Here is a 26836-nt window from a genome sequence, read left to right as displayed (position 1 = left end):
ACTAGCATTTCTCCGCCAGCATAGTCGTTGCAACAAATCGTTCTCCTCCAATCGTGATCTTGGTCAGCAAACGTCCTGAGTTAACCTGCCACTGAACCTGATCAACATCCGTTATGAGCGGCATGTATCCGCCTGCTAATGTCCTCATTTTTAGTTCATGTTTGGCTAGTTGCAAGCAATATACCTGTTGTTCCTTTGCACTAAATAACTCTAGTTTACTAGCCGTGACCTGACGAACTCTAAATTGAAACTGTGGATCCTCTATCACATCCAAATAGCGGTAAAATTGCGTTGTCCGTTGTGTATGCTGACTAACAGCCCCATTTAGCTTAAAAGCCAGTTGCATTAAATTAAACCCCATTGCAATTACAACAATTGTCACCAGTGTTTCAACTAGTGAATATCCATTTCGTTGCTTATTCATGATTGATCTCGATTTCATAGCACTTACGAACATGTTCCAGCCGTTGTTCGGTCTGGTTAATCCGCTCTCGGCTCCAGCTCTGATTGGTAACATAAAAAATCGTTGCACTACTAATTAAAGCGATACCCAAAAGTGCATCAGCTAACAACATTCCAGAACGCTCAAAAAGACTTGATTTCATTATGATAACAGCCCCATCCTAGTTGAATCTTTTGCAGAATCCAACGACGACTCGCTTCAGACCGCCAGGTAATTGTCTGGGGACTGACCGTCCCGTTTTTTGAAATTTTAATTTCATGCCAACTTGTCACTGAAAGCCCCGTTGGAACCCTGACCTCATGTTTAATCAAGCGCTGGTGTAAATAGGTTTCAAAACAAACTGCCTGATGGGGAGCTAGGGTTACCCAGGCTGGTGTTTGTTGGATTTTAGCCGTCACTAACGTTTGATTCCAAGCAACCGCAAAACTTTGCCAAAAACGTGGTTCTGAATTAATTTGGCGATTAAAAACGCGGGTTCCCCAAAGTAACGTTAACAAAATCAAACTGGTAATCGAAATTACTACTAAACTTTCTAGGAGGGTAAAACCTTTTCGCTTATTCTTGAGAAGCGTGATTATTTTTAATGACAATCTGTTCCTCCCGAGCTTGCTTCACTTGTTTATCCGTGAGGTAATCATGTGAAACTAGTTTATCAAAGCTAATCTGTGGGTCATCAAATTCATCGTAATAGGCATCTATTTGGGTCTGAACAACCGTCGTCATTGCCGCCCCGTGCACAGAATGTGCATGTTTCTTTTGAGCTCCTAAATTTGGAATAATAATCAATATTAAGAGCGAAATGATAAAGAGCACCACGGCCATTTCTATCAACGTAAAACCACTTCGTTTCATCAATAAACTCCTTTCAATGACTGATACATCGGCAACAGCATTTGTAAGTAAGTCAACCCAATCAATCCACCAATTATGACAAACGCAATCGGTTGAATCATTCCAATTAGTTGATTAGAACGACGAATTAGTTTTTGAAAGCAAAGTTCACTGTAGGCACTCAAATTATTGGCTAACGCCGTTTGCGAACTACCGTTATCGAAAAAGGTACACAACTCCACTCCCACAAATTGATTAGCACTTAAAATCTCGCTTAGCGATTCCCCCTGCTGTAGACCTCGTTTTAGCTGGTGCCCGATTTCTGCTAAAAAGGTCATTGCTTCAAAACTAGTTAAAATCTTTACCATTTCCCGCATTTCTAAACCACTCTGAAACAGAAGTGCTAGATTCGCAGTTAAATAGTAAGCATAGTAACTGCGAAACAGGCCTCCCAACAACGGAATCCGAATCAGTAGATTAGCTTGACTTAAGCGGGTTTGCCGTCGCCACCACCTAAGCCCCATGACCAACCCACCAATACCAAACATTCCAAGGAACAAAACTATCTCCCAATGAGTTGCAGGAGCTGGTTTTGCTAATAACGTAGTGGTCTGGGGTAATAGCACCGTTTTAATTAATATGAACACCCCACCTAAGATTCCTAACAAACACAGTGGATATAATGAAGCAGCTAGTAATTTTTGCCGTTGTTGCTGACGCAGTTGTAAAAAGCGACTTAAAGCAGTCATTCCTTGCACAAGATCCCCGTGTTCATCAGCCAATTTTAGTTGCTGGTAGGTGGGGACTGGCAAATGCTGCTGTAGTGCTGCCGGAAGGGAGGAACCCTGGATTAATTTATCCTGAATTTGTTTAACAATGGTTTGTTGTGAGGCTGAGACCGTCGCAACAAAATCTAAACCTGCTCGGATTGAAAAGCCTACTGTTACTAACTCGGATAATGTTGCAAAGAAAAATGCTTGATGGGCAATCCTAAAGTGCGGTTTTCTACCCAAAATGATATGCCATTTGCGTCGCACGACTAATCACTCCCTGTTCTTCTAATTGCAACAACTGTTTGCGCCAATCGGTTAAATCAGCTGCTGGTTGTTTAAAAAAATTATGATCAATTACGGTCAGTAAAGCTTTTTGTTGATTGGTAGTGGTGGGAAGCAATCGTTGATACACGATGGCCGAAACTGCCGCTTCTAATTGTGATTGCTTGACGCCTAATTCTAGTAGTCGCTGCATACTTTTTAAGGGACTACGAGCGTGAACCGTACTAAACACTAAATGCCCAGAAAGAGCAGCACGAACCGCAATATTAGCAGAAACCCGATCCCGAATTTCACCAATAATAAAAACATCCGGACGTTCCCGTAAGCCAATTTTTAAGAGACTTTCAAACGACATATCCGCAGGTGGATTTACCTCTAGTTGTAGAAAGCGTTCTTCATAGATTTCAACTGGATCTTCAATTGCTAAGACTACCTGGGTCGTTGGCAATGAACGAGCTAATTGATAAATCGTGGTGGTCTTGCCAGCGCCCGTTGGCCCAGAAAATAAAAACAAACCGCGCCGTTGCATCAACTGCTGCAAATGTTGTTGCTGATTGCCAGCAAAAAAGTGTACTTGCTGCTGATCAAGCTGATAAATAACTCGAAGTACTAACGACTCGTGCCCATTAAAATTTCCTACCGTTGAAAGCCGTAATCGCAACCGTTCTTTTTGCAGGGAATAGGTCATCGTTCCAAGCTGTGGTCGCCGCTTTTCAGAGATTGCCATCCCACTTTGGTATTTACAATAGGTAATCAAACGTTGGGCCACCGTGAAGGATAGTTCTGATAACTGGATAACCCCCTTACTAGTGTGCATCCGTACTTCGTAGTTTGCTGCCTTAGGTAAAAAATAAATATCTGATGCTGTTTGCGCAACGGCTAAGCGCATAATTTCAGCAAATAAATTAGTAATTTCCATCACTTCACATCCTTTCAGTTTAAATACGCTAAACAAGTCCCGTTCAGGACAAGAACTCTTTAATTTATTTCGAGCTTTTATTTAGTAAACTCACAAAAATTTTCCCTAGCTTGCGACAATCCCGCTTGATTGTCAGTTGAAGCGGACGGCTAAATAACGCCACCCCTGCTTGCCAAACTAAAAAGGAGCGCGATTACGATTGTAATCGTGCCCCTTTTGGTTTAACTTAATTATTTGAATTAGCGGGTAAAACAGCTGCTTCATAGACATCTTGCACATCATCATCTTCGGATAATTCGTCAATTAGCGCACTGTATTGATCAACTTTATCTTCCGGAACTTCAGTCGTTGTCTCTGGAAATAACCGAACTTCAGCAGTATCTAACTGATACCCGGCCTGCTGTAAAGCATCCCGAACCGCTGTCATGCTAGTTGGTGCAGTGAAAATTTGATATTCACTATCGGTGGCTTTCATGTCATCGGCACCTGCATCAAGCGCTGCTAATAACATCGTATCTTCATCATCTGTGGTTGTGTCTCGCAATACAGAAACAAACCCCTTCCGATCAAACATATACGAAACCGATCCATTGGTTCCAAGTGAACCACCATGATGGGTAAAGGCGGAACGAATGGCTGCTGCGGTTCGGTTCTTATTATCTGTTAAGGCAGAAACCATAACTGCAGTCCCTCCAGGACCGTAGCCTTCGTAAGTTACTTCTTCAAACTTAGCACCACCAACACCAGAGGCTTTATCTAAAGCCCGCTGGACGTTATCTTTGGGCATATTAGCTGCCCGTGCTTTTTCCAGTTCTAACCGTAGTTGGGGGTTACTTTCTGCATCGACTCCTCCAACCTTAGCTGCCTGATATAAATTACGTGAGATTTTTTGGAAAATCTTGCCCCGTTTTGCATCCTGGGCGTTTTTACGGCCCTGAATATTATGCCATTTTGAATGTCCAGACATAATTCAGCACTCCTCTCTCTAGCGAAAATTAAACAAACTAACTATAACAAATAAACCAAAGCGAATCAAACTTCACGAGATTTAGTCGACTGCCGTGCTTTTAAACCAAATGATAACAAAACATTATTAGTAGTTAGTTGTTCGTTATCCATTAACTTTGTCAACATCCGCATGGCGACTGCTCCAATGTCATAGAGCGGTTGCGTAATACTTGACAAGCTGGGCCTAGTAATCTCTGTTAATTTGGTATCGTTACTAGTCACAACTTCAAATTGATCTGGCACCTGTATCCCATGATCGGTCAGTGAATTAACGACTCCTGCAGCCAGCTCATCATTGCTAACCATGGCCGCCGTGGCCTGTTGTTGTACTAGGCGGTGTCGGAGACGGTAACCAGCTTGATAGTTTCCATCCCGTGCTTCAATCAAGAGTTCTTTACGAAACGGAATTCCTGCGTGCGCCAATGCATCACGATAACCCTGAATGCGGAAACTTTTATTAATGGCGAGCTCCAAATCATCAGCAACGAAAGCAATCCGTTCGTTGCCCGTTGCAATTAATTGATTTACCTGGGCATAAACGGCCTTTTGATAATCAATGTTAACACTCGGCAGTTGTTGCTCTGCATCAACCGATCCGGCTAAAACAACGGGTAAGTGCTCAGTTTGTAATTCCTTGCGAACCATCTCAGACAACTGATTCGTCATAAAAATCAAACCGTCAACTTGCTTCGAAAACAACGTATTGAGGGCCTGAATCTCCTTTTGTGAATTCCCATCAGAATTAGTCAAAATGATATTATATTCATACATCTCCGCAATGTCGTCAATTCCTCTTGCTAGAGCCGCAAAATAATCATTGGTCACGTTGGGAATGATCACTCCAACCGTCGTCGTCTTCTTACTAGCCAATCCACGTGCCACGTCATTGGGTCGATAATTTAACCGCTTGACAACCGCTAAAACCTTCTCTTTAGTGTCTGGTCTTACGTTATGATTGTGGTTTACAACTCGAGAAACAGTTGCCATTGACACGCCCGCTTCTCGTGCCACGTCATAAATTGTAACTGATTGTTTTTTTCTCAAGTCCTCACTCTTTTCTTACTCAAATTTATCGCTTAGCTTTTAGGACTATAGAGTAACCGTTTTCACAAAAGATTGTCAAGATAAAAAAAGATTTGAAGCAAAGCTTCAAACCCCCTCTCATTCAGAAACTATTCTTCTGTTTGATCGCCGTGATCATCTAAGGTATTGATACCCTTTGCGTCATTAGTGAACTGATCATCAATTTTCACGGTAATATCATCATTTTCATCGGTCTCAGGTTGACCACTATCATCAGTTGTTCGTACTCGTAAATAAGCTTGTAATTGGCTCAGATCGTCCTTCAAATCGTTTAACTTATCGTTAACTTTTTGAGAAGTTACATTCAGTGAATCTTTATAGTTACCCATCGTTTCAGTCAATGAGTCGCGGGTATCTGCAAGGGTGTCCGCAGCATACAAAGCATAGTCAACGGCCCGATCTTTAGCATCCTCAACAGTTTCTAAGGCATCAATCTTTAGTTTCCGCTGTTTTTCTTCATCAAGCATCCGAAATGCTAGATAAGCAGCAGTTGAAGTTAACAAACCACCCATTAACAAACCTGTTTTTATTTTCATGATTTCTAAGCTCTCCTGTTATTATTTGCTTGCCCTGGCTGTTTCTTTTTTCGACTAAACAATCCAGAAATCTTTCTTGAAATCGATTTAACCATCGAACGTTTAGCCATCATCTCCATGCGCTGATTCAATCGATCAGTCGCTGTTTGAACCGTATGGTTAACTTTGGAAACCGAGGTGCCAACCTCTGCTGCTGCCTGAAAAACAGGGTCAAGCTGGTCAATTCGCTCGTTAAAGTTTTGTAGAAGCTGGTTAGTATCGTTAGTAAGTTGATCAATGTTTTTAGTTACATCCGATAGACTCTGGTCAACACCATCCAATACTTTGACGAGCCTAACTAAGCAGACGCACATGAAAATTACTAGTACCGCAAATGCAATTGCTGCAATTAAGGCTGCAATTTCTCCAAAAGTCATTAGTTTCCCCTCCTATATGTTGTTAACAAATTAAGAATATCATTAATCACCTCTGGTGACAATTTATCCCCGTTTTAATTGTTTAAAGACCTCTACTTTTGGTAGAATTAATTCAACTTAGACTGAATGGAGCTCCGTTATGAATTCAATTATTGAAACGATTAATACCGCCGCTGCTGTTACCCAGCAACAGCTAACTAATTTTTTAGCTAAATTTGATTGGGATCAACTTATTGGGGTGCTTCTTTCAAAAATCATCAGTATTGTACTGATTTCAATTCTCTTTTTGATTATTGCCCAAGGTGGTCGCCATTTAATTGCCCGCGTCTTTCAAAAAAATCAACAAAAATTTGCCGCAAAAAATCCCCAAACTACGATCGTCAAGTCGAAACGTCGTAATCAGACCTTTTATAGCTTGGTTGAGAATGCCTACTACTACTTGGTAGTTTTTTTCTGGCTTTACTCAATTCTGTCAATTATCGGGATTCCCGTGGGAACGTTGATTGCCGGAGCCGGAATCTTCAGTTTAGCCGTTGGTTTAGGCGCCCAGGGATTTGTGAGTGACATTGTAAGTGGCTTTTTTATCATTTCAGAACAACAACTCGCGGTCGGTGAACATGTCATCATTAATAATATCGATGGAACTGTTAGTGCGGTAGGGTTACGCACAACGCAAATTAAAACCGATAATGGAACCCTCAACTTCATCCCCAATCGAAATATTACTACGATTGCAAATCTCTCCCGCAGTAGCATTCAAACCAGTATTAATGTTCGCATCACTCCCGAAACAAATTTGAAAGCCGTTGAAAAAATCATTCAACAGACCAATGAAAAATTAAAGGGGCAACAGGCAGCTGTGCTTGAACAACCCGTTATTCTTGGCCCTGTGTATCTTAATGATGGTTCTCTAGCAATTCAGACTAACGTAACTACTAAAAGTGGAACAGAAAGTTTGGTGCAGGCAACCTACCTAGCTGCCTACCTAGAAGCGCTAACTCAGGCCGGTATTGAGCTCCCTCTCTCGCCCCAGTCGGTTCCGGTTCCAGCGAGTCCAGCAAATGTAGCTAACCAACCTCAGGCGCCTACCACGAATCCGCTCAAACATTAGTCAAAAAGGAAGCTGTAATCAGCTTCCTTTTTGACTGGCTTACCACCATTGATCAAGCTTATCCGCTAGCTTTCGTAGTGCCTGGGCGCGATGGCTAATCTCATTTTTTTCTGCTGCTGACATTTCTGCCAAGGTCTTTTGTTTGGCCGGAACAAAAAACAAGGGATCATAGCCAAACCCGTTTTGACCGCGTGGTTCGGTTAAAATTTCACCGGCAAGCGTTCCAGAAACAGCTAACGATTCCCCGGTCGGTTTCATCACTACTAAAGTAGTATGAAAATAAGCATTTCGATCATCCGCATGCGCCAACTTTTTTAATAATTTAGCATTATTTGCAACATCATCATGATCCCCAGCGTAACGGGCCGAATAAATCCCCGGCTCACCGTTAATTGCTGGTACCACCAGTCCTGAATCATCCGCAATTACCGGTTGCTGCAATTGCTGACTAACTGCTTGGGCTTTGATTTGCGCATTTTCAGCAAAAGACTGCCCAGTTTCCACAACGGGAGCTAATTCTTCAAAATCACCGGCTCCATGGACTTCATAACCTTTTGGAACGAGCATCTCTTGAAACTCACGAATTTTATTTGCATTTTGTGAAGCAATTACAATCACTTTATTTGTCATTGGTTTGCAACTGTTGATAATCAATCAGTTGCGCCACCACCTTTCTGTTGAGCCACTGTGAGGCTACCTGAGCAAATCTGTTAGGATTAGCTGTGGTATAAAACCGACAACTACCAGACCCAGTTTTCTCCAATTGATTTTCATTTTCCAATAATTGCTGCGCCGTTGCAATAGTTGCAATCCCAGGATCAATCAGCCGTACCTGAGGGGCAACCGCTTGCTGGATTAAAGAGGAGATGATTGGGAAATGGGTGCAGCCAAGGATCAAAGTATCAATTTTACTTTGTAAAAGTGGTGCTAGACTTTCTCGCACAATTTTTTGGTCAATGCTAGTCTGATAATTGCCCGCTTCAACCAGTGGAATTAGCTTAGGACAAGCCAGCTCAACTACCTCACAAGTGGGATCTAACTGATGAATAGCATCTCGATAAGCATGACTAGCAACTGTTCCGCGCGTTGCAATTACGCCAATTTGATGGTTCCTAGTTGCCTGAACAGCGGCGCGACTCCCTGGTTCAATTACACCGATAACCGGGATCGGCAACGTATTTTGCAGTGAAGCTAAGGCAACCGAAGTCGCTGTGTTACAAGCCACAATCATCAATTTGGCCTGCTGGCGGACAAAAAAAGAACCGATTGCACTACTATAGGCACGAACTGCCGTTGGTGATTTTTCACCGTAAGGTAAATGTTGTTCGTCGCCTAAAAATAAAAATTGTTCCTGCGGAAAGGTCCTTAGAGCTGTTTTTAAAACTGTCAGCCCTCCGACGCCGGAATCCATCATTGCAATTGGTGCTGGTTGCATAGTTCTTCCCTCCTAATGTATTTCAGTATACTATAAAGTGCGTCCAGTTGATTTATTTCTGAAGTCAGTATGGTAGAATGTATCATGTAACAATTGGATTGGAGAGAATTTAATGAGCAAACCTGCAAAAAACGATTATGACCAATTTTTCCAAGGAGCGGCTGCTGACGAAGCCTGGCCAGTATTGTTATTACGAGATGTTCTACTACCAAATCTCTTAGAAAGAGATTTACATGATATTTTATACTGGGCAGGAAAAAATTTGGCAATTAAGTTCCCACAAACTACCGAGTCACTGGTTCACTTTTTTGAGGTCAGTGACTTTGGCAACCTGGTACTCACAAAGCAAACGGCAGACAAAACTACCTGGAAGTTAAGTGGTCCTACGATTTCAAAACGACTAGCTGCCGATCAAGATGCCGACTTCATGCTAGAAACAGGTTTTCTAGCTCAAACACAGCAACAAACCACGGGACTGATTACCGAAGCTGAATATAAACTACGCAACAAAGGAATCATCGAAATTATGGTTGTTTCCGATAGTAATCAACCCCTGCCCTACTAGACAGCGTTAGCATTAAAAAAATCCTGAAATGATTTCATTTCAGGATTTTTTATTAGGCAGCATATTCAGCAAATAACTTTTGCAACTGTTCTTTGGAATGATAGCCAACCACTTGATCAACAATCTGACCATCTTTTTTAATCAGTAGTGTCGGAATGCTCATGATCCCAAGACTGCTAGCCGTTGCTTTATTATCATCAACGTTCAGTTTGCAGAATTTAATTGTATTGTCTGCTTCTGCCATCTCCTCAATAACTGGACTTTGCATCTTACAAGGTCCACACCAAGGAGCCCAAAAGTCAATTACAGTAAGACCAGTCGCTGTTTCTGCTGCAAAGTTTTCATCATTAATTTCGTGCACCATAATAATTCCTCCTTGTTTTAGAACTTACATATTGTAAGTATATGGACTATTCCCATCAAATGCAACCATCTTGCTTAAAACCTTATTTAAAGGTCACAACCGTGGCTCCATCACCACCAGCACTCGGCGGGGCAAAGGAAAATTTTTGTACCTGACGATGGCGACTAAGTACCTTGGTAACCCCCGTTCGCAAGGCACCCGTACCTTTTCCGTGAACAATCGTTACCGTGGGGTAACCTGCTAACAAAGCTGCATCTAGATATTGATCAAGCCGGTGCATCGCATCATCATACCGAACTCCTCGCAAATCTAAAGTCGTTGGAACTGCTGCGGACTTAGTTCTCCGCACCATTGGCGTTCCTTTGGTAGGTTGTTGCCGATTTCCCTGCTTTTCCAAATTACTTTCTGCAACCTTCATTTTCAAAATACCCAACTGGACTTCCCAGTTTTGCTGACCAAGCTTTCGGAGTAAGACCCCCTGCTGTCCATAGTTTTTAACCAAAACATCATCACCAACTCGCAGGGTTTGTCTGGCCTTCGAACGTTTTAAAACACGATTTTTTCGCAAGGCAGGTTGCTGCTCTAAAGCATTAAGTTTTCCCTGATCGGCAATAATCTCATTCTCTTTAACTCCTCCTTGCAAGTCACGCTGCTTTCGGTGTAAATCATCAATTACAGCTTGGGCCTCCCGTTTAGTCTTGGCAACTAACTGGTTAGCTTCACGTTTGGCTTGATTTACTAACTGTTCCCGCTGCGCCTGAAACTGTCCAAAGTGATCTTGTAATTCTTGCTGTAATTCGGTGGTGGCTTTCAATTTTTCCGCTAGTTGGGTGGACCGTTCGCGCGCCAGTCGGGTTTGTTGCGTTAATTCCGTAATCATTCGATTCAAATCTTGGTCGGTCTCATCCGTGTAAGCTGTTGCTTGGTTCACAATCTGTTCACTAAGCCCCAGCCGGCGGGCAATCTGAAGGGCATTACTTTGGCCCGGAACGCCCATCAACAATCGATAGGTTGGACGGAGAGTTTCTTCGTCAAACTCCATGGAAGCATTTTCAGTAGCAACATGATTATACGCATAGGCTTTTAGCTCTGGATAGTGTGTTGTAGCCAAAACCGTGCTGTGCAACCGCTCAATCGCATCTAAAATGGCCATTGCGAGTGCTGCCCCTTCGCTCGGGTCAGTTCCAGCCCCTAATTCGTCAATCAATACTAAACTGCGTGCCGTCGTTTGCTGAAGGATCTGAATAATATTATCAAGATGAGAAGAAAAGGTACTTAAGTTCTGCTCAATTGACTGTTCATCCCCAATATCAGCAAAGACCTCATCAAAAACCCCAACTTGACTCCCTTCATCTGCGGCAATGAATAGGCCCGATTGTGCCATCAATTGCAAAAGACCAAGTGTTTTCATCGTGATGGTTTTTCCACCAGTATTCGGGCCGGTGATGATCAACTGGCGGCAATCTTGATTAAGCTCAATCGAATTTCCCACCACCCGATCTAAGGGAATCAATGGATGCCGAGCGGTTTTTAAGTGCACCTCATTTCTTATCGATAACTTCGGTTTCGTAGCGTGCAAAAATCGTGCGTAACGCGCCTTAGCATTAATCAAATCAAGATGCCCTAGCTGAGTGGCATTAGCAGCTAGATGCGCCCCCTCTGGTCTTAATTCATCAGAAAGTTCCGCCAGAATCCGTTTTTCTTCTTGCAGAGCCGCCTTTTGTTGAAACCGTAGCTGGTTATTAAGCTCCACTACTGCTTGCGGTTCCACGTACAGCGTTTGTCCAGACGCACTTTGGTCGTGTACGATTCCGCCAAATTGCTGTTTTGCTTCAGCTTTTACTGGAATCACATAGCGGTCATCCCGAATGGTAATTACAGTATCACTTAGATATTTTGCCCGCTTTCCATGGATATAACCGTTCATTTTTGTTTTAATCGTAGCCTGGGTTTGCTCAATTTGATGTCGCAGTTGTTGCAACTGCTGAGAAGCAGTATCCAACAGCCAGCCCGTAGCATCAACTGATTGGAGCAAGCGTTGGTTCAGCTCTGGAAGTGCGACCAATTGCTCGTTTAAGGAATAGAGTGTCAATAATTCGACGTGATCACTTTCAAGTTCAGTAAAAAATTGATTAATTCGTTGAACTGTTTGTAGAATTTGACTAAACTGCGCTAATTCTTTCCCGTTTAGGTTAGCTCCTATTTCTAAACGTTTGAGTGGCTGATCAACGGCCACGAGGCGAGGCAACGGCAGTGGCTGATTCAAACGATCTAAGTGCACTCCATCATCCGTTTCATCCAATTGCTGCTGAATCAAGTCTGGGTCGCTGGTCGGAAAGAGTTGATCTAATTCTAATTTGCCTAAATCTGTCGCTAAGTAGTCGCGAATTTGTGTTTTGATTTTTTTATATTCTAATGTTTTTAAAATTTTTTTATTCATGAAAACCTCGTCTAAGGTAACAATAACCGTGGCACACTGGTTACCAATAGTTGTGCAATGGTTGAGTTATCATATAAAGCTATCAACCAGCTCAGTTGGAGTAACAAGAGCCCACTGAGTAGTATTTTACTCAAAATAATACTGGTTACTAAGCCAACCACCCCACCTAACAAGCTATTAAATTGTTTAATAAGGGGCACATGCGCAACCACATTTAGCATGCGTGCCAGCAACCTTACCAGAATAGTTGCGATTAACAATGCCGAAAAGAACCCCAGACCGCGGTAAAAATTTAAATGCACCGGATTATGGTTTACAACCAATAGGTTGCCAATCGCTTGGTAGCAAACCGCAAAAAAATCAGTCGTGAGTAGTGCAAAGCCCAGCACCAGCAAAACTCCTAAAAAGCCAACCAACTCCCTTACAAAGCCACGGTGAAGACCATGAAAAAAGGCCGTCAGCATTACCAATAATAATATAATTGAAAGTATCATGCTTGATTATCCTTTTCGTGAGTTGTCGTTTGCAAATCATCAAGTTGTAGTTGCAAATCTAATTGTTTAGAAATGGCATTAAAGGCCACTAGGAGGGCTGCATCAACGGAGTTTAAATCCGATGCTTGCTGTTTAATAGTTGCTAACTCGTGATTCAAAATTTGAGCGACTGATTGCATGTGCTCATCTGAAGCAGTTCCGATAAACGTATAGCTTTTTCCATCAATGTCTGTTTTAAATCGTTTTTTTTCAACCACGAGAACGCCTCCTGCCAATGATTTTATTTTAGCACGAATAATTAAAAAGGTACCAACCCGATTGTTGGTACCCAAAAGCTAACGTTGACTAGCGAACGTCATCTGGATTAAGGAAAGTATTGAGGGTTTCTTGTACCATTTCCCATTCCTTATCATCATTGATTGCTTCTAATTCACCATCTGAAGGAGCCGTTGGATCGGCATCCTTCGGTAGGGCATATGCTTCAATATTTAACTCATCATGCCCTTCTTCCTCAGCTGGGTACATCAAAATGTATGAGCGTTGGTACTCGTCAGATGTAAAGGTTAGCAATTCGTTATAGAGCAATTCGTTACCATCTTCATCAATCAGCGTAAGCTGTTCTGGTTCTTCTGCCATCTCAAGGCCTCCCTAATTACTGGTGGTTCCGATCCAAGTATCCTTGTAAAATCAACTCGGCAGCCACTTTATCAATTACCTTTTTCCGTTTTGCACGCGAAACGTCAGCTTTTTCAATCAGCATCCGTTCGGCTTCCACGGTTGTCAGCCGCTCATCTTCATAATCAACCGGAAGGTGAAAGCGGGCTTGTATCATTTTACCATATCGCTTAGAAGCCTTAACTCGAGGACCCATGGTATTATTCATGTTCTTTGGCAAGCCAACGACCACTTTGGAAACTTGATAGTCGTTTATCAATTCACCTACACGATCCAAACCAAACTGATGATCAACTTCATTAATGGGAATAATTTCAATCCCCTGTGCCGTCCAACCTAAAGCATCGCTAATGGCAACTCCCACTGTTTTGGAACCGACATCTAATCCCATAATTTTCATGTTTAAATCCTAACCCTGCTGGTGCAGTCTGCTAATCAGTACTTACCTCGGTCAGCCACTGTCTTGCAGCAGCCAGTGCTTGAGGCATCCCGGCTGGATTCTTGCCACCAGCTTGAGCCAGATTGGGACGACCACCACCCCCACCGTCAATTTGAGGGGCGATTGCCCGGATTAAATCACCGGCTTTCAGGCCTGCTTGAACTTGGTTTGCTGCCACTGCAACTAATAAATTCGCTTTGTCACCAGTCGTGGCGCCTAACACCAGCACATCAGATAGGTGTTGATCGCGCCACTGATCCGCCAGTACACGTAGCTGATTCATATTAGTATCTGCTAAGCTGCCAGCAATCAACGTCCGTCCATTAATAGTTTCTGGTTGAGAAAACAACTGGTGAACAGCTTGTTGGGCTAACTGAGCCTCTAACGACTCCTGCTTACTTTCCAGTGACTTGATTTGCTGTTGTAACTCTGAAACTCGGTCGAACGTTTGCCCAACAACTGGTGCTTTGACAGCAGCTGCAACCTTATGCAACTGGCGATCTTGTTCGTTAAGATACTCAAAGGCCGGTTGCGAAGTGAGTGCTTCGATTCGACGAATTCCCGCTCCAATCCCCGTTTCATTAGTAATTTTAAACAAGCCAATTTGGCTAGTATTTTGAACGTGGTCGCCTCCACAAAACTCAACGGAAAAATCCCCCGCTTTAACAACTCTAACCTGATCCCCATATTTATCATCAAACAGGGCAATCGCCCCCATCTTGCGACCTTCTGCCTGACTGGTCACGACCGTTTCGACAGGCAAACTCGCAAAAATTTGTTGATTAACTAGCCGTTCCACCTGTGCCAACTCTCGTTGTGTTACGGCTTTCGCATGGGTAAAATCAAACCGTAGATATTCCGGTTTAACCAAGGATCCCGCCTGTTGGGTGTGGTTTCCTAGGACGGTTCGCAAGGCCTGGTCAAGCAGATGAGTAGCTGTATGATTGCGTTCAACGCCCCGGTGATAGGCACGATCCACTTCTAAGCGGTAGGTTTGATCGGTTTGTAGCGGCTCCTTGATTCGAACCGTATGCAAATTTTGTCCATTAGGTGCGTGCTGCACATCCACCACTTCAGCGACCTCTGTCCCAGCTTGCGTATAAATCTTACCAATATCCGCTACCTGACCACCCATTTCAGCATAAAATGGCGTTTGGTCAAAAACAACTTCACAGGTTGTTCCAGCTCCTGTACTTTGCGAGACTATCGCTTCATCAGCAATGATTGCCACTGGTTTCGCCGCTTTAACCGTGAGCTGCTGATAACCAACGTACTCACTAGGTTGCTTAATCTCTAGCAGTAGGTCTCGTTGTACTTTCATTGAACCCTGGTCACTTCTCGCTTTCCGAGCCCGAGTTCGTTGCTGCTCCATTTCGGCATTAAATCCAGCCGCATCAACTTGTAACCCATGATCACTGGCATATTCAGTGGTTAGTTCTAGGGGAAATCCGTAAGTATCATAAAGCTTAAAGGCCTGGTCACCCGAGATTTCAGTATGATTTTGTGACTTAGCCGCATTAATTACTTGATCCAAAAGGTTTAGGCCATCAGTTAACGTGGCATTAAACCGTTCCTCTTCGCTACGAATTAGCCCTTGAATGTATTCACTTTGTCGTAAAACATCTGGATAATGTTGTTGCATAATCTGCCCGACGACGGGTACTAACTGGTATAAAAAAGCGCTCTTGATTCCGAGTTGTCGACCGTTAACAGTTGCTCGTCGTAAGAGCCGCCTGATAACATAGCCACGACCTTCATTAGCTGGCAAAGCCCCGTCGCTAATGGCAAAGGTAATGGTTCTAATATGATCCGCAATCACTTTAAAAGCAACATCGTCTTGCTGATTCTTACCATAAAATCGTTGATCGCTGAGTGCTGCCGTTTTCTTAATAATCGGCATAAACAAATCAGTTTCAAAATTAGTCGGTGCATCTTGGAAAATTGAAAGCACTCGTTCTAATCCCATCCCGGTATCAATATTTTTACGTGGCAAGGGTTCATAATGATCGTCAGCAGTGTGATTAAATTGCGAAAAAACAATGTTCCAAACCTCTAGGTAACGCTCGTTTTCTCCCCCAGGATAATTTTCTGGATCATCGGGGTCAAGTTGATCGTAAGCTGGACCACGATCATAAAAAATCTCTGAATCGGGGCCAGAAGGTCCCTGACCAATATCCCAGAAGTTGTCTTTAATTGGAATTAAGTGGTCAGCCGACACCCCTGTTTTTTCCCACAGCGCCTTTGTTTCTTGATCTTTCGGGTAGTACGTAACGAATAGTCGTTTTGGATCCCAGCCAAACCAACGCTCACTTGTTAACAATTCATAGGCCCAGGGAATCGCTTCGGCTTTAAAATAGTCTCCCACCGAAAAGTTGCCAAGCATTTCAAACAGGGTTTGATGTCGGGCGGTTTTCCCAACATTTTCAATATCATTAGTTCGAATACTCTTTTGAGAACTAGTCATTCTTGGATTTTCAGGTACTACAGAACCATCAAAATATTTTTTCATCGTGGCCACTCCGGAATTAATCCAGAGCAGGGTGGGATCATCTCTTGGAATTAATGAAGCACTTGGAACAATCTGGTGTCCCTTCTCGTGAAAAAAATCCAGAAACATTTGCCGAAGCTCACCGCTACTAAGTTGTTTCATTGTCTGCCTCCATCAAAATAAAAAACACCCTTGCATGCAAAGACGCCAAAACGCGGTACCACTTTGCTTGCAACGATGTCATGTCGTTAACCTCTTTAATCCTATAACGCGGAAACCGAAAACTAATTGGGTAGCACCAAAACGTAACCTAGCAACATTGGTTCTCAGTTAGCCAATTTCCTGTAGTGCTAGTCTTTTCATTAGGCATGTCCCATTAACAACTAATTATAGCGATGCCACCCCGGAGTGTCAATTACTGATACCGCTCTGAATTACGTTTTTTTTGCTTCTTCTGGGCACGAATCTGATTACGCACAGCAATTTTATGTTGTTGCTCATCCGTTCGTTTGATGGCCTGCTTAATCTTTTTCTTATACCCGGGTTTGACTTTTTTTTGCTTCTTTTTGATCATTCCCAACGTTGCACCGGTCAATTGATCATGATGACCACGATAGTTTGCGCGCCGATCACGTTCATAGTAATCAACGAGCTGTCCATTTTTAAGCTGTTTTGGCGTAAACTTAATCCCCATTTTTTCCAGGGCTGTTATCTGAGAATCATCGTCTGGACCATAGATGGTGATTGCGGTCCCGGGCATCCCATTACGTCCTGTTCGCCCGACTCGATGAATAAAATACTCCAAATCGCTCGGCAATTCATCGTTAATTACCAAGGAGACCCCAGGAATGTCGATACCTCTAGCGGCCAAATCAGTGGCAACTACAAACTGGTAATCTAGTGCTTGAATCTGTTTCATCACGCGTTTTCGTACCCGCGGTTCCATTCCACCGTGCACTTTGGCAACCCGCAACCCTTGCTCTTGTAAAAAACCCTGTAGCTGATCAACCCGCTCACGTGTGTTTGCAAAAATCAGAGCCAAGTATGGCTGTCCCATGGTAAGCAACTGGTACAAGAGCTGATTACGATCCTGACCTTTGTCAGATAACAACCAGTTTGAAACGTCATGATTAATCACCGTTTCCGTCGGGATATCATCAATAACTGGATTCTTCATGTATTTACGCAAAAACGGTTGCAACTTGGGAGGGATCGTCGCAGAAAAAACCATCATTTGTAAATTTGCTGGCATCCGCGCAGCTAGCTGATCAACGTCACCCAAAAATCCCAAATCTAACGTCATGTCTGCTTCATCAATCACTAGTTTGGTAGCTAAATTAAGGGCCAGATGTTGACCACGAGCTAAATCCAATAAGCGTCCGGGAGTCCCAACCACAATCTGAGGTTGATCACGCTGTAGTTTTTCAATCTGACGTTCCTTGTCAGTACCACCAACATAATTAGCAATCCCAATTGGATTAGGACTGTGACCAACTAATTCTTGGAGGTTATGATAAATCTGATATGCGAGCTCTCGACTAGGAGTTGTGATAATGACTTGCGGTTGCTTGTTCGCCGGTTCAATTGCATTAACTAATGGCAATAAAAAGGCGTGCGTTTTTCCGCTACCCGTAGCCGACTTTCCGACCACACTTTGCCCACGTTGAATGGTTGGAATCACTTTCATTTGAATCGGGGTTGGTCGTTTAAATCCAAGGTCTTGCAAGGCTTCCAGTAAAAATGGTTGCAAATGATAATTTTGAAATGTCGCACCCATAATGGTTAATTCCTTTCTGATCGGTAATCACTTACCAGCTGATTTAGTTCTGAAATCACCTGGTTGATTTCATGTTCATCTTTGGCAACCGCCCCACTGGCCAGAGCATGTCCGCCACCTCCGTGTCGTTTAGCTAATTCATTAATTTCTGGTTCTTTTGACCGCAAGCGGATCCGATAACTCTGATCTTTTTGCTGGACAAAAATCGCCCATGCTACTACTGATTTAATATTGCCCGGTAACGGAACCACCGCTGACGTACTTTCATCACCAAGCTCCAGTGACTGAATTATTTGGTTAGTAAGTACCACAAAAGCTGCTCCAGCAGCAGAAATCGTTAAATTCTGATATACATAGGCTGATAAGTGCGCTAAAGGAACATCGATTTCATCCTCTTTTTCAGCCACGGCGGTTAAAGAAAAATCGTGTTTAGTCAGTTCACTGGCCACTTGAAAAGTATGGCTGGTAGTTGCTGGATACTTAAATCTTCCGGTATCACCCACAATCCCCGTATAGAGTAATTGCGCAGCTTGGTTAGACATTTTTAGTTCAGCAATGGCTGCATAAAAATCATAAATCATTTCTGAAACACTAGAGGCTTGTTCATTGACCCACATTAAATCTCCGAAAGGATCATCATTTGGGTGGTGATCAATTTTAATTAAAGCGTCCCCCTGGCGGTAGCGCTGATCATCGATTCGCGGCTGGTTGGCGGTGTCAACAACTACTACCAGTGCGTGGCGATAGGTTTCATCATCAATCTCATCGGTCTTGCCTAACCACGCTAATCCCGGATACTGCTTTCCCACACAATATACTTGCTTAGTTGGAAAAGTAGCTCTTAAAATTGCGGCCAATCCCATTTGTGAACCGATGGCATCAGGATCAGGGCGCTGATGCCGATGAATAATAATGGTGTCGAACTGCTCGATTTTTGCAAAGATTGCTGTTTGGATATTATTCATAGTTTTCCCTTCATATTTCAATGTCAATATCTCAGTATAACGCATCTTTACAAACTAGCCAATTTCTATTTAACTTCTAGTGGCAAGGTTAAATTAGTAAAATGCAAATTAGCTAAATTTGTCACCGTCAGCCCCAATAACCGAATTCCACCCGGCTTAGACGGTAGCGTGGTTAGTATCTGCATTGCGGCTTCTTGTAGTTCATCAACATCGTTTGAGAAAAAATCGCTCCGTGTTAACCGCCGAGTGCGCGTCGTAAAATCAGCATAGCGAACTTTTAAAACTAATGTTTTCCCGTGTAGTTGGCTTTTTTGTAATCCCGAGCAAACCTCTTTCGCTAATCTTGATAAGACCGTTTGCATCGCAGATAACTCCGTCAAAAAATGGCGGAAGGTCTCTTCCTTCCCTAAGGATTTTCGCAGACGCTGTCCGATAACCGGCCGATCATCAATACCACGTACCCGCCGATACAAAATATAACCCAACTTACCAAACTGGTTAATTAACAGCGCCTCTGACAACTGGTAAAGATCAGCTCCTGTTTTAATCCCCAGTTGCTCCATTTTGATGCTAGTCTGTTTGCCCACTCCACGAAAACGCTGAATTGGTAATCGCTTCAAAAATGGCAGCGCCTCCTGCTCGCTAATCATGGTCATTCCCGCAGGTTTTTGATAGTCAGAGGCTTCTTTTGCTAAAAACTTACAGTATGAAATCCCCGTTGAACAAGTTAAATGGGTCTTTTCCCAAATCTCACTTTGCAAGAGATGGGCCAACCAGACTGGATTGTCAACGTTCATTCGATTGTCAGTTATGTCGAGATAGGCTTCATCAAGGGCAACACTTTCAATTTGATCAGTATACTCATGAAAAATTTGATGAATCTGATCAGAAACCATTCGAAATAAAGTAAAATCAGGCTGAAAGAAAACTGCTTGTGGACACAGTCGTCTAGCTTGTTCAGCCGGCATGGCGGAGTGAATACCAAACTGACGCGCTCGATAATTAGCGGTAGTAACCACTCCACGACCACCGGTTAAATTAGGATCTTTAGCAATCACTAGGGGTTTCGTTTGCAAGCTTGGATGCTCACGCTCGACAACCGAAGCAAAAAATGCATCCATATCAACATGTATGATTTTTCGAAGGGGTTTTTGTACCTGCATTTAAATCTAAGCCGACCTTTCTTGCGAACGTATGTTCTAAATTAGTTTAAGAAAAAAAAGTCTGAAGCGTTTCCAGACTTTATTTATCTGTTGGTTGCTCATTTTCAGCTGGAGCTGCTGCTGGCTCAGTAGTAGCTTTAGTAGGAGCTGGCTTGGCTGCCGGAGCTTCGTCAGAAGCTGGCACCGGTCGATCGACCTTCGCAATGGCGCCTAAATTAAACCGTAAATAAACACCGTCACAGTCCAAAGACACTAATTTTTGGTCGCGATCAATACTATCAACCGTTCCGTGCAGACCACCAATTGTAACAACTTGATCGCCCTTTTTCATCGTTTGAAGGGTTTCACGATGCTTTTGCTGCTGTTTTTTTTGTGGTCTAATCATGAAGAAGTACATTAGTCCAAACAAAACCACTAAGATTATAATCGAGCTAATTTGTCCCATTTTATTCACCTCGTTTTAGTCATTATAACAGATTTATAAATTAGTGCCTAGCATCTATTCCGTTGCTGTCGGTGGTTTTCTTCCTAAATGTCGAAATCCTTTTTCAGTCACCATCCGACCGCGTGGGGTTCGTTTTAGATAACCCGTCTGTAACAAGTAGGGTTCAACCATTTCTGTAATCGTTTCAGTCTCTTCGCCTAGATTAGCTGCTAAGGTATTTAATCCTACTGGACCGCCATGATACAAATCAATCATCGTCTCCAACAAATGTAGATCGGTTCGATCTAAACCAGCTGGATCAACCCCTAAAGCGGTGAGCGCCTGACGAACGCTTGCCACATCAATTTCTTGCTTATGCTGAACCTGCGCAAAGTCGCGAATTCGCTTTAAAAGCCGGTTGGCAATTCTAGGCGTCCCCCGCGATCGTAAGGCAATTTCATGCGCACTATCCAGCGTAATCTTGATGTTAAAAATCTGAGCAGAACGTCTGACGATTCGTTCAAGCTCCTCGGTAGCATAATATTGCATGTGTTCAACAATCCCAAAGCGATTTCGAAACGGAGCATCCAACAAACCAGCCCTGGTTGTCGCCCCGATCAAGGTAAATGGTGGTAGCGAAAAATGAACTGGATGCGATCCCGGTCCCTGACCTACAACAATGTCAATGTAGAAATCTTCCATCGCCGAATACAGCATTTCTTCAACTACCTTGGGGAGCCGGTGAATCTCATCAATAAAGAGAAGATCCCCCGGCGCAAGTTCGTTTAAAAGAGCCGCCAGATCCCCACTTTTTTCAATTGCTGGGCCACTGGTAACTCGCAATTTAACCCCCATCTCATTCGCAATCACGCTCGCCATGGTCGTTTTCCCCAGTCCCGGTGGCCCATAGAGAAGAACGTGATCTAATGACTCTTGCCGTTGTTTGGCGGCGGCAATATAAACCTGCAAAGCTTCCTTAATCTTATTTTGCCCGATATAGGTTGCAAATGACTGGGGACGCAACGTCTGCTCTAAATTTTGATCAGTAGTATCACCAGTTTGAGAAATAATTCGTTCATCAGCCATCTTATCACCTTACTTTGTTAACAATTTTAGACCAGCACGTAAATATGCTTCCGTCGTCTGCACCTCTGACAAATCTAATAACCGAGTTTGCACCATTTCGAGCTGTTTATCTTTGAAGCCTAACGCTTGTAGCGCACTCAGTGCGTCTTGCAACTGTGGATTAGTATTTGCCGGTTGACTCTCGAGTGGGTGCTCCGCGGTAGCTGACTCAATCGCTAATTTATCTTTCAAATCTAAAATTAACTGTTGCGCCGTTTTTTTACCGATTCCTGGAAACTTCGTCAGAAACTTAACATCACTAGTTTGAATGGCCTGAACCAGCCCATCATTGTCATTCCCCGCCATGATTGCTAAGCCACTTTTGGCCCCGATTCCAGAAACATTTAGCAACTGCTCATATAAATGCTTATCTTCAAGGGTTGCAAACCCATATAATGCAATATTTGTATCAGAAACGCTCTGATGAATATACAAACGTTGTTTTGCATCTCCAACCTCATACTGATAAGGATTAGCCACATGAACCAGATAACCAACTCCTGCCACTTCTAAGGAAAGATAGGTTGGCGTAACGCTAGTGATAATCCCATCTAAATATTCATACATGCTGATTCCTCAGTTTCTTTAAAATTCACTTTCTTTACTATCGTGTGTATCTTGAATGCGCTTAAACATTGTCTCTAAATCAGTGTTTGAGAAGTGTACTAGCACGGGGCGACCATGAGGACAGTTGTATGGATTCTCACACTGAGCCAATCTTTGTAACAATGCCACTGCCTGTTTTTGATCCAAATGGTGATTCGCTTTAATGGCCTGTTTACAACTTGCCATGATGGCCGTTTGTTCACGAAAATCTGCTATAGAAACCTGACGGTGAACCAAGACCCAATCAATTAATTCGCGGATCGTACTTTCTTCCTGACCAGCTTTAATCCAGGTTGGATGCTGATGAACTACAAAACTATTAGAACCAAAGGGCTCTAACTGCAGTCCAATGCTAGCCAAAGTCGCTAAATTTTGCTGGATCGTAAGCGCTTCAGCTGCAGAATAATCAAAAATTAGGGGTACTAACAAGGGTTGCTCAGAATTTTCCACTTTGCCCACTGCAACGCGGAGTCGCTCGTAATTAATCCGTTCCTGCGCCGCGTGCTGATCAATTAAATACAAGCCTTCGTCCCCTTCTGCCACCAAGTAAGTTCCATGAACCTGTGCCAAGTAACGCAGACTGGGAAAGGTTTTTAGCGCCGTGGGCTGATTTTTAAATGGTGCCGCAGCCGGTTCTTGAGCGTAGCGCTGTTGAAAAGCCCGCACTGCCGGTTGTTGCAAATCATCACTGGTTTTTACCAAGATCGGAACGCTCACAACGCTCCCTTGTGGTAATTTTACTGGCTGGTCTGGTTGAGGAGTAGCTGGTAGCTGAGCGATTGGTGGTGTTGCTTCGGTAAGGTTTAAAGCGACTTCCATTTGATTATGCGCAGAGACCGTTGTCCTTACTACCTTATTATCCAAAGCTTGGGGAATCAGATTTTGTTTTTGTAATCGCTGACTAATCGTCTCGGTTAAAAATAAGCCCAACTCCTGATGGTCAAGCAATCGAACCGCCTGCTTGGTTGGCTGGACATTTACATCTAAACGACTTGGGTCAATTGTCAGTTCCAAAATCACCATGGGAAAACGTCCCACCATCAACTTAGAGCCATATCCAGCAATCACAGCTTTACTCAAATCAGCATTGCGCACATAACGACCATTAATAATCAAAGAGATATAATTTCGACTAGCTCTCGTTAATTCCGGTTTGCCAATATAACCATGAACGATGAAATCATCCGTGGACCGATCTACGGCAAGCAGCTGCTTTAAGATCTGATTATTATAAATGCCACCAATAACTTGTTGTAAATTACCTCGACCAGCGGTTTGTAATACTTCTTTTTGATTATGCCGAAGCGAAATGGCAATTTGCGGATGCCCGAGTGCTAGCTGATTAATAGTTTCAGTGATTTTGGCAAGTTCCGTATTGGCTGATTTTAAATAACGACGCCGATGTGGCGTATTATAAAACAAATCAGAAACTACCACCGTGGTCCCTCGTCGACTGGCAGCTGGCTGTTTTGTTCCCAGCTGACCACCCATCACCTGCAACTGAACTCCGGGATGAATCCCGTCAGAAGTTTGCATCGTTACTTTTGCAATCGAAGCAATACTTGGAAGCGCCTCGCCACGAAATCCCAATGAATGGATTCTGGTTAAATCCTCCGACTGACTAATCTTACTTGTTGCGTACCTTCGAAAAGCTAACTCAACCTGCTCGGGAACAATTCCTGTTCCATTATCAATCACTTTGATCACTTGGTGATTAGTATCTTCAATTACCACATCAATCTTAGTACTCTGCGCATCAATCGAATTTTCTACCAATTCTTTCACGACCGAGGCTGGTCTTTCAATCACTTCTCCAGCTGAGATTTGATCGGCTAACCTTGTCGATAGTTCATGAATTGCCGTCACCATGGTTAATCACCATCCTTTTTTTGCAACTGTTGCTGCCACTCGTGAACCTGCTGCATCACAAAAAGCGGACTTTTTGCCATCAAATCCAATTGTTTGAGTTGCTGCACCACTTGCTGCACAGCTGGGTTAACTTGTTGATCACCAATCTCAAACAGGGGCAATTGTTGATCACTAGCTGGAGCCTGATTTGCTGCTTGGGCTACGCCCGGTTGCTCCTGTTCTAGTTGATTCAAGATAACCTGCGCCCGTTGTAAAAGTGGTGATGGCAAGCCAGCAAGCTTCGCCACGTTGATCCCATAAGATTTGTCAGCGGGCCCTGGTAATATTTTATGCAAAAACACAAGCTGATCATCCTTTTCAACTGCTCCTACATGCACGTTTTGCAATTGAGGCAGGTGGTTCGCAAGGTCGGTGAGCTCGTGATAATGCGTTGAAAACAGCGTCTTTGCATGCACATGGTTATGAATGTATTCAATGATTGCTTGGGCTAAGGCGACCCCATCATAAGTTGACGTCCCACGTCCCAGTTCATCAAAAAGAATGAGGCTATGCCGCGTAGCCAGTTGGATAGCTTGATTGGCTTCTTTCATTTCAACCATAAAAGTACTTTTGCCAGAAATCAAATCATCGGCGGCCCCAATTCTGGTGAAAACTTGGTCAAATATCGGTAAAGTAGCAGTTTCTGCCGGTACAAAGCAACCCACCTGTGCCAAGATTACTATCAAAGCCAGTTGCCGCATATACGTGCTTTTACCCGACATATTTGGGCCGGTAATTAATAAAATTGCGGTCTCTGGTCCCATCACGACATCGTTTGGAACATACTGTTGCGCCCCTAAAACTTCTTCCACCACGGGATGACGTCCATTATTAATTTGCAAAGTTTCTTGGTCGTTAAACTGGGGACGCGCAAACTGATGTTGCTCACTAATCGTCGCAAAACTTTGTAATACGTCCAGCTCACTAACCGCGCCCGCTAATTTTTGAACACGCGGAATTTCTAGTTTGATTTGATCACGTAATTTAGTAAACAAGTCATATTCAAGCGTACGTGATTTTTCTTGCGCCTCTAAAATTAAACTTTCTTTTTCTTTTAATGCTGGCGTAGTAAACCGTTCTGCATTGGTTAATGTTTGTACTCGCTCATAGCGATCCGTCGGCACTTTGGTCAAATTAACCTTAGAAATCTCAATGAAATAACCAAACACCCGATTATATTTAATTTTTAAATTGTTAATCCCAGTTGCCGCCCGCTCCTGTTGCTCCAGTTCAGCCAACCACTGGCGACCATGCTGCATCGCATCACGATACTGATCAAGTTTTTCCGAGTAGCCGGGTTTAATTAATCCTCCATCAGTTACAGAAATCGGTGGTTCTGCAACAATGGCAACCTGAATGGCAGTCTGAACATCGTGACAATCATCTAACCGTTGGAGAATCTTTTGAAACTGCGCTTGCTCTAACTCATTTAAAACATGCTTAATTTTAGGAATTTGTGTCAGAGAAGTCTGTAGCTGAATTAAATCACGCCCGTTTACTCCACCAAGTGAAATGCGACCAGCTAACCTCTCTAAATCATAGACCGAAACTAGTGCTTCTCGAAGTTCGTTTCGTTCATAGTAGTGATCTAACAACTCTTGTACCAGCGTTTGTCGCACTTCGATTTGCTTACGTTGTAGTAACGGTCGTTCCAACCATTGTTTCAGCTTGCGCCCTCCCATAGCGGTCTTAGTATCATCAACTACCCCGAGCAACGTACCGCTCTTCTTACCGGTACGAATGTTATGCATTAACTCGAGATTAGCTTGGGAATTATGATCAATTTTAAGATAAGCAGATGGTTGGTATTGCACAGCTGGTTGAATATGCGATAAACTCCGCTTTTGAGTCGCAGCAACGTACGCCAGTAGTACCTGGACTGCTTGGCGTAACAACTCAGTTTGCAACGTTGACGTCTCAACTGGGATGGGATCTGCTTCTTTATCTGCATAAGAAATCATCACTCCCATTTGTTTTAGCTGGGTTAAAAGCTCCTTGGGAACGGTTTCATCTACTACAATCTCCTTGGAGTTCAGATTAGCAACCTCATTAAGCACCTCAAAAGTGGCCGTCAGCTGACACACCTGTAATTCTCCAGTTGAAAGATCTAAAGCCCCCAATCCAAAATGCTGCCCATCACTGGTAAGACCAGTTAGATAGTTATTATTTTTAGCGGTCTTCGAATTACGTTCAAGCTGAGTTCCCGGAGTGATTACTTGCACCACTGCCCGCTTTACCATTCCCTGAGCTTGCTTAGGATCTTCTAATTGCTCACACAAAGCGACCTTATAACCCTTGTCAACTAACACATCAATATAAGTTTGGGCCGATTGGTGTGGAACCCCACACATTGGAATCGGATGTTCAGCATTATGATTTCTAGCAGTTAGCGTGAGCTCCAAGAGCTGGGCCCCTTTAACTGCATCATCATTGAATAATTCATAAAAATCACCAATGCGATAAAATAAAAATGCATCCGGATATTGATCCTTGATTTTTTGATATTGTGCCATCATTGCTGTTTTTGCTGCCATCTACTCACCTTC

Annotated in this window: 29 protein-coding genes; 2 read left to right on the top strand and 27 right to left on the bottom strand. The window is 43.2% G+C overall.

Annotated elements, in window-relative coordinates; genetic code table 11:
- Position 1: 1 nt before the first annotated feature.
- The 10 genes from B808_RS06265 to B808_RS06410 form a co-directional block, all read right to left on the bottom strand.
- Positions 2 to 424 carry a competence type IV pilus minor pilin ComGF gene (locus tag B808_RS06265; RefSeq protein ID WP_009166581.1) on the bottom strand — a complete coding sequence of 141 codons (423 nt, stop codon included), beginning with the start codon at positions 422 to 424 and terminating at the stop codon, positions 2 to 4.
- Positions 417 to 605: a hypothetical protein gene (locus B808_RS06635; protein ID WP_035422526.1), complete on the bottom strand. Its 189-nt coding sequence runs from the start codon at positions 603 to 605 to the stop codon at positions 417 to 419. Before B808_RS06635 ends, B808_RS06265 begins: the two co-directional genes overlap by 8 nt.
- Entirely contained in the window at positions 586 to 1053 is a 468-nt protein-coding gene (locus B808_RS06255; RefSeq protein WP_009166579.1) for a prepilin-type N-terminal cleavage/methylation domain-containing protein, read from the bottom strand. Before B808_RS06255 ends, B808_RS06635 begins: the two co-directional genes overlap by 20 nt.
- Entirely contained in the window at positions 1019 to 1315 is a 297-nt protein-coding gene (gene comGC / locus B808_RS06250) for a competence type IV pilus major pilin ComGC (protein ID WP_035422524.1), read from the bottom strand. Before comGC ends, B808_RS06255 begins: the two co-directional genes overlap by 35 nt.
- Positions 1315 to 2331, bottom strand: a complete 1017-nt coding sequence (locus B808_RS06245; protein ID WP_035422523.1) for a type II secretion system F family protein — start codon at positions 2329 to 2331, stop codon at positions 1315 to 1317. Before B808_RS06245 ends, comGC begins: the two co-directional genes overlap by 1 nt.
- Complete coding sequence (gene comGA / locus B808_RS06240) at positions 2300 to 3268, bottom strand: competence type IV pilus ATPase ComGA (protein ID WP_035422521.1); 969 nt, start codon at positions 3266 to 3268, stop codon at positions 2300 to 2302. Before comGA ends, B808_RS06245 begins: the two co-directional genes overlap by 32 nt.
- A 226-nt stretch (positions 3269 to 3494) precedes the next feature.
- On the bottom strand, positions 3495 to 4235 hold the full coding sequence (locus B808_RS06235) for a YebC/PmpR family DNA-binding transcriptional regulator (RefSeq protein WP_035422519.1): 741 nt from the start codon (positions 4233 to 4235) through the stop codon (positions 3495 to 3497).
- 65 nt (positions 4236 to 4300) lie between these two features.
- The gene (ccpA, locus tag B808_RS06230) at positions 4301 to 5320 is read right to left on the bottom strand and encodes a catabolite control protein A (RefSeq protein ID WP_009166574.1); all 1020 of its coding nucleotides are present in this window, start codon (positions 5318 to 5320) and stop codon (positions 4301 to 4303) included.
- Positions 5321 to 5448: 128 nt separating this feature from the next.
- On the bottom strand, positions 5449 to 5895 hold the full coding sequence (locus tag B808_RS06415; RefSeq protein WP_009166573.1) for a YtxH domain-containing protein: 447 nt from the start codon (positions 5893 to 5895) through the stop codon (positions 5449 to 5451).
- Positions 5896 to 5900: 5 nt separating this feature from the next.
- Positions 5901 to 6311 (bottom strand): DUF948 domain-containing protein, encoded by a 411-nt coding sequence (locus B808_RS06410; RefSeq protein ID WP_009166572.1) that lies wholly within the window; start codon positions 6309 to 6311, stop codon positions 5901 to 5903.
- Positions 6312 to 6450: 139 nt separating this feature from the next.
- Here B808_RS06410 and B808_RS06215 point away from each other — a divergent pair, with 139 nt between their 5' ends.
- On the top strand, positions 6451 to 7422 hold the full coding sequence (locus B808_RS06215; protein ID WP_051393829.1) for a mechanosensitive ion channel family protein: 972 nt from the start codon (positions 6451 to 6453) through the stop codon (positions 7420 to 7422).
- Positions 7423 to 7461: 39 nt separating this feature from the next.
- On the opposite strand, the gene B808_RS06210 is transcribed toward B808_RS06215, so the two are convergent.
- Entirely contained in the window at positions 7462 to 8052 is a 591-nt protein-coding gene (locus tag B808_RS06210; RefSeq protein WP_035422518.1) for an XTP/dITP diphosphatase, read from the bottom strand.
- Positions 8042 to 8857: a glutamate racemase gene (gene murI, locus B808_RS06205; RefSeq protein WP_035422517.1), complete on the bottom strand. Its 816-nt coding sequence runs from the start codon at positions 8855 to 8857 to the stop codon at positions 8042 to 8044. Before murI ends, B808_RS06210 begins: the two co-directional genes overlap by 11 nt.
- Before the next feature lie 112 nt (positions 8858 to 8969).
- Here murI and B808_RS06200 point away from each other — a divergent pair, with 112 nt between their 5' ends.
- Positions 8970 to 9422, top strand: coding sequence for a DUF2507 domain-containing protein (locus B808_RS06200; protein ID WP_009166568.1), 453 nt, complete (start codon positions 8970 to 8972; stop codon positions 9420 to 9422).
- 52 nt (positions 9423 to 9474) lie between these two features.
- On the opposite strand, the gene trxA is transcribed toward B808_RS06200, so the two are convergent.
- The 15 genes from trxA to mutS form a co-directional block, all read right to left on the bottom strand.
- Complete coding sequence (trxA, locus tag B808_RS06195; RefSeq protein WP_035422516.1) at positions 9475 to 9786, bottom strand: thioredoxin; 312 nt, start codon at positions 9784 to 9786, stop codon at positions 9475 to 9477.
- 82 nt (positions 9787 to 9868) lie between these two features.
- Positions 9869 to 12226: an endonuclease MutS2 gene (locus tag B808_RS06190; protein ID WP_035422515.1), complete on the bottom strand. Its 2358-nt coding sequence runs from the start codon at positions 12224 to 12226 to the stop codon at positions 9869 to 9871.
- A gap of 11 nt (positions 12227 to 12237) precedes the next feature.
- Complete coding sequence (locus B808_RS06185; RefSeq protein ID WP_035422513.1) at positions 12238 to 12720, bottom strand: CvpA family protein; 483 nt, start codon at positions 12718 to 12720, stop codon at positions 12238 to 12240.
- The gene (locus B808_RS06180; RefSeq protein WP_009166564.1) at positions 12717 to 12977 is read right to left on the bottom strand and encodes a cell division protein ZapA; all 261 of its coding nucleotides are present in this window, start codon (positions 12975 to 12977) and stop codon (positions 12717 to 12719) included. The genes B808_RS06185 and B808_RS06180 overlap by 4 nt, the downstream gene beginning before the upstream one ends.
- A gap of 88 nt (positions 12978 to 13065) precedes the next feature.
- On the bottom strand, positions 13066 to 13356 hold the full coding sequence (locus tag B808_RS06175; protein WP_009166563.1) for a DUF1292 domain-containing protein: 291 nt from the start codon (positions 13354 to 13356) through the stop codon (positions 13066 to 13068).
- Positions 13357 to 13372: 16 nt separating this feature from the next.
- The gene (gene ruvX / locus B808_RS06170) at positions 13373 to 13795 is read right to left on the bottom strand and encodes a Holliday junction resolvase RuvX (RefSeq protein ID WP_009166562.1); all 423 of its coding nucleotides are present in this window, start codon (positions 13793 to 13795) and stop codon (positions 13373 to 13375) included.
- A gap of 31 nt (positions 13796 to 13826) precedes the next feature.
- Positions 13827 to 16484 (bottom strand): alanine--tRNA ligase, encoded by a 2658-nt coding sequence (gene alaS / locus B808_RS06165; RefSeq protein ID WP_035422510.1) that lies wholly within the window; start codon positions 16482 to 16484, stop codon positions 13827 to 13829.
- A gap of 253 nt (positions 16485 to 16737) precedes the next feature.
- Entirely contained in the window at positions 16738 to 18099 is a 1362-nt protein-coding gene (locus tag B808_RS06160; RefSeq protein ID WP_009166560.1) for a DEAD/DEAH box helicase, read from the bottom strand.
- 5 nt (positions 18100 to 18104) lie between these two features.
- Positions 18105 to 19064: a DHH family phosphoesterase gene (locus B808_RS06155; protein ID WP_009166559.1), complete on the bottom strand. Its 960-nt coding sequence runs from the start codon at positions 19062 to 19064 to the stop codon at positions 18105 to 18107.
- 65 nt (positions 19065 to 19129) lie between these two features.
- Entirely contained in the window at positions 19130 to 20227 is a 1098-nt protein-coding gene (gene dinB / locus B808_RS06150) for a DNA polymerase IV (protein WP_035422509.1), read from the bottom strand.
- A 79-nt stretch (positions 20228 to 20306) separates the two neighbouring features.
- Positions 20307 to 20672 carry a preprotein translocase subunit YajC gene (yajC, locus tag B808_RS06145; RefSeq protein WP_009166557.1) on the bottom strand — a complete coding sequence of 122 codons (366 nt, stop codon included), beginning with the start codon at positions 20670 to 20672 and terminating at the stop codon, positions 20307 to 20309.
- Between the two features lie 54 nt (positions 20673 to 20726).
- A complete protein-coding gene (ruvB, locus tag B808_RS06140) occupies positions 20727 to 21737 on the bottom strand; it encodes a Holliday junction branch migration DNA helicase RuvB (protein WP_009166556.1) in 1011 nt (336 codons plus the stop codon).
- A gap of 9 nt (positions 21738 to 21746) precedes the next feature.
- A complete protein-coding gene (ruvA, locus tag B808_RS06135; RefSeq protein WP_009166555.1) occupies positions 21747 to 22343 on the bottom strand; it encodes a Holliday junction branch migration protein RuvA in 597 nt (198 codons plus the stop codon).
- An 18-nt stretch (positions 22344 to 22361) separates the two neighbouring features.
- On the bottom strand, positions 22362 to 24251 hold the full coding sequence (gene mutL, locus B808_RS06130) for a DNA mismatch repair endonuclease MutL (protein ID WP_035422508.1): 1890 nt from the start codon (positions 24249 to 24251) through the stop codon (positions 22362 to 22364).
- Positions 24252 to 24253: 2 nt separating this feature from the next.
- Positions 24254 to 26824 (bottom strand): DNA mismatch repair protein MutS, encoded by a 2571-nt coding sequence (gene mutS, locus B808_RS06125; protein WP_009166553.1) that lies wholly within the window; start codon positions 26822 to 26824, stop codon positions 24254 to 24256.
- Positions 26825 to 26836: the final 12 nt, after the last annotated feature.

Source organism: Fructilactobacillus florum 8D, assembly GCF_000512295.1.
Classification (GTDB): Bacteria; Bacillota; Bacilli; order Lactobacillales; family Lactobacillaceae; genus Fructilactobacillus; species Fructilactobacillus florum.
This window is presented reverse-complemented; position numbering and strand designations above follow the sequence as displayed.

Excerpts from the sequence above, each read along its gene's own strand:
- B808_RS06210 (WP_035422518.1), bottom strand. The coding sequence starts at position 8,052 with ATGACAAATAAAGTGATTGTAATTGCTTCACAAAATGCAAATAAAATT.
- comGC (WP_035422524.1), bottom strand. The coding sequence starts at position 1,315 with ATGAAACGAAGTGGTTTTACGTTGATAGAAATGGCCGTGGTGCTCTTT.
- B808_RS06410 (WP_009166572.1), bottom strand. The coding sequence starts at position 6,311 with ATGACTTTTGGAGAAATTGCAGCCTTAATTGCAGCAATTGCATTTGCG.
- mutS (WP_009166553.1), bottom strand. The coding sequence starts at position 26,824 with ATGGCAGCAAAAACAGCAATGATGGCACAATATCAAAAAATCAAGGAT.
- dinB (WP_035422509.1), bottom strand. The coding sequence starts at position 20,227 with ATGCAGGTACAAAAACCCCTTCGAAAAATCATACATGTTGATATGGAT.
- alaS (WP_035422510.1), bottom strand. The coding sequence starts at position 16,484 with ATGAAACAACTTAGTAGCGGTGAGCTTCGGCAAATGTTTCTGGATTTT.
- ruvX (WP_009166562.1), bottom strand. The coding sequence starts at position 13,795 with ATGAAAATTATGGGATTAGATGTCGGTTCCAAAACAGTGGGAGTTGCC.
- comGA (WP_035422521.1), bottom strand. The coding sequence starts at position 3,268 with ATGGAAATTACTAATTTATTTGCTGAAATTATGCGCTTAGCCGTTGCG.
- B808_RS06185 (WP_035422513.1), bottom strand. The coding sequence starts at position 12,720 with ATGATACTTTCAATTATATTATTATTGGTAATGCTGACGGCCTTTTTT.
- B808_RS06215 (WP_051393829.1), top strand. The coding sequence starts at position 6,451 with ATGAATTCAATTATTGAAACGATTAATACCGCCGCTGCTGTTACCCAG.
- ruvB (WP_009166556.1), bottom strand. The coding sequence starts at position 21,737 with ATGGCTGATGAACGAATTATTTCTCAAACTGGTGATACTACTGATCAA.
- mutL (WP_035422508.1), bottom strand. The coding sequence starts at position 24,251 with ATGGTGACGGCAATTCATGAACTATCGACAAGGTTAGCCGATCAAATC.
- yajC (WP_009166557.1), bottom strand. The coding sequence starts at position 20,672 with ATGGGACAAATTAGCTCGATTATAATCTTAGTGGTTTTGTTTGGACTA.
- B808_RS06265 (WP_009166581.1), bottom strand. The coding sequence starts at position 424 with ATGAATAAGCAACGAAATGGATATTCACTAGTTGAAACACTGGTGACA.
- B808_RS06200 (WP_009166568.1), top strand. The coding sequence starts at position 8,970 with ATGAGCAAACCTGCAAAAAACGATTATGACCAATTTTTCCAAGGAGCG.
- murI (WP_035422517.1), bottom strand. The coding sequence starts at position 8,857 with ATGCAACCAGCACCAATTGCAATGATGGATTCCGGCGTCGGAGGGCTG.
- B808_RS06415 (WP_009166573.1), bottom strand. The coding sequence starts at position 5,895 with ATGAAAATAAAAACAGGTTTGTTAATGGGTGGTTTGTTAACTTCAACT.
- B808_RS06235 (WP_035422519.1), bottom strand. The coding sequence starts at position 4,235 with ATGTCTGGACATTCAAAATGGCATAATATTCAGGGCCGTAAAAACGCC.
- B808_RS06160 (WP_009166560.1), bottom strand. The coding sequence starts at position 18,099 with ATGGGTGCGACATTTCAAAATTATCATTTGCAACCATTTTTACTGGAA.
- B808_RS06175 (WP_009166563.1), bottom strand. The coding sequence starts at position 13,356 with ATGGCAGAAGAACCAGAACAGCTTACGCTGATTGATGAAGATGGTAAC.
- ruvA (WP_009166555.1), bottom strand. The coding sequence starts at position 22,343 with ATGTATGAATATTTAGATGGGATTATCACTAGCGTTACGCCAACCTAT.
- trxA (WP_035422516.1), bottom strand. The coding sequence starts at position 9,786 with ATGGTGCACGAAATTAATGATGAAAACTTTGCAGCAGAAACAGCGACT.
- B808_RS06635 (WP_035422526.1), bottom strand. The coding sequence starts at position 605 with ATGAAATCAAGTCTTTTTGAGCGTTCTGGAATGTTGTTAGCTGATGCA.
- B808_RS06190 (WP_035422515.1), bottom strand. The coding sequence starts at position 12,226 with ATGAATAAAAAAATTTTAAAAACATTAGAATATAAAAAAATCAAAACA.
- B808_RS06155 (WP_009166559.1), bottom strand. The coding sequence starts at position 19,064 with ATGAATAATATCCAAACAGCAATCTTTGCAAAAATCGAGCAGTTCGAC.